Raw genomic sequence first — 1823 nt, 5'->3', positions numbered from 1 at the left:
TTAAGTTCTTTATCCGACATAGACACCAACATATCAAACCGTCCGCTAAGGAAATTGCAAAAGTGCATATTCTAAAAGCGGACATTTTTACTTTGGAGAAACCGGACATTTCTATTTTGGGCTTACATAAAAAATCGAGTCTAAAAACTTAATTTTTATGTATTTTTTTTAAATTAAAACCTAGGCCAGTGCCTAGGTTTTTTCATTTCGTATAACGCCCATTATGTTAAATGGGACCAAAATTGGTGGACATTTCAATAATCTTACTGCCTGAAAAATAATCTTAATGTATGATGCTATCAATTTGATTTAATAGAAATAACTTATGAAATTATCTAAAAAAATATTCTTATCTTTTACTTTATACCTATTTATAAGTCCTGTTTTTGCGGATCAAGAGTCTTTTCAAGAAACTAAAATTAGAGCAACTCAAGGGGATGCAAGGGCGCAATATAACCTTGGATGGATGTATGACAATGGCCAAGGGGTTACTCAGAGCGATAGCAAAGCCTTTGAGTGGTACAGCAAAGCCGCCGCTCAAGGGAATGCAAAGGCGCAGTATAACCTTGGGTGGATGTATGGCAATGGCCAAGGGGTCGAGAAGAATTATTCTAAAGCTGCAGAATGGTATTTAAAAGCCGCCAATCAAGGGGATGCAAGTGCTCAATATAATCTTGGAATGAATTATGACAATGGCCAAGGGGTCGAGAAGAATTATTCTAAAGCTGCAGAATGGTATTTAAAAGCCGCTAATCAAGACTTAGCCCCAGCTCAATATAATCTAGCTAATATGTATTTTAAGGGGCAAGGGGTCGAGAAAAATTATTCTAAAGCTATTGAATGGTATACCAAAGCTGCTAATCAAGAAGATGTTAAGGCTCAACAAAATCTAGCTAATATGTATTTTAATGGGCAAGGGGTCGAGAAGAATTATTCTAAAGCTATTGAATGGTATACCAAAGCTGCTAATCAAGGAGATGCACGTGCTCAATTTAGTATGGGTAACAATTACTACCATGGTAATGGGGTCGAGAAGAATTATTCTAAAGCTGCAGAATGGTATTTAAAAGCTGCTGATCAAGGCTATGCAAGTGCTCAAAATAATTTAGCTGTAATGTATACAAATGGTCTTGGGGTAAGCAAAAATAGTTTTTTAGCAAATGAATTGTATTTAAAAGCAGCTGATCAAGGAGATGCAAATGCACAGTTTAATATTGGAACAAATTATTTAAATGGAAGCAACGGCTTACCGAAAAATCGTATTCAAGCATTAAATTGGTTAAAAAAATCGGCAAATAACGGTCATGCTCAAGCTAAATTAGTACTCGCTGGACTTTAATAATCCTTCTTAAACTCACCTAAAATTAACATAATACGGATTATACGAAGCCTTGATATTAGATCAGGGCCTTTTAATTTCGTATAACAGCCATCATGCTGAGTTAAGCTAAGACTCACTTAAAACAAGTGCTTTAATTTTTATGGCTTTTTCGAAATGATCTAATTTATGTTGCATGATCCACCAACTAGCTGCTTCCATTAAGAGCTCAGGATTATCGTTTTTATTCTTGAAAAAGGCATAGAAAGATAAACCAACGTTATCTCCTTTTTTCTCAATTTTTTCATTACATCCATGAATAAATATTTCTCTTAACTCTTTTCTCATAGTTTTAACTTTCTCTAAAATTAACATAATAGTAAGCGTCCGCTGAATCCCATGCCTATTTTTTAATTTTGGTCGGATTTCCAGCGGTGTGGCAGTAATTCTTCTATTTGGGTCACTTTATGCGTCGGCAGCCTTTTCAGCACATCACTTAAATAGG

The 1823-nt window shown here is 35.1% G+C and carries 3 protein-coding genes; 1 reads left to right on the top strand and 2 read right to left on the bottom strand.

The window, feature by feature from the left end:
- Positions 1-325: 325 nt before the first annotated feature.
- The gene (locus FTU91_RS16310; protein WP_180082848.1) at positions 326-1339 is read left to right on the top strand and encodes an SEL1-like repeat protein; all 1014 of its coding nucleotides are present in this window, start codon (positions 326-328) and stop codon (positions 1337-1339) included.
- Between the two features lie 108 nt (positions 1340-1447).
- Here FTU91_RS16310 and FTU91_RS16305 read toward each other — a convergent pair whose 3' ends face one another.
- Positions 1448-1666 (bottom strand): DUF6500 family protein, encoded by a 219-nt coding sequence (locus FTU91_RS16305; RefSeq protein ID WP_180082849.1) that lies wholly within the window; start codon positions 1664-1666, stop codon positions 1448-1450.
- A gap of 62 nt (positions 1667-1728) precedes the next feature.
- On the bottom strand, positions 1729-1823 hold a 95-nt coding region (locus tag FTU91_RS16300; protein ID WP_148114837.1), incomplete at its 5' end, for a transposase domain-containing protein.

This window comes from Acinetobacter sp. YH12201 (genome assembly GCF_013418145.1).
Taxonomy (GTDB): domain Bacteria; phylum Pseudomonadota; class Gammaproteobacteria; order Pseudomonadales; family Moraxellaceae; genus Acinetobacter.
Note: the sequence above shows the minus strand (reverse complement) of the source record. Positions and strands in the feature narration are given on the sequence as shown.

Coding starts and splice junctions, on each gene's coding strand:
- FTU91_RS16310 (WP_180082848.1), top strand. CDS start 326: ATGAAATTATCTAAAAAAATATTCTTATCTTTTACTTTATACCTATTT.
- FTU91_RS16305 (WP_180082849.1), bottom strand. CDS start 1,666: ATGAGAAAAGAGTTAAGAGAAATATTTATTCATGGATGTAATGAAAAA.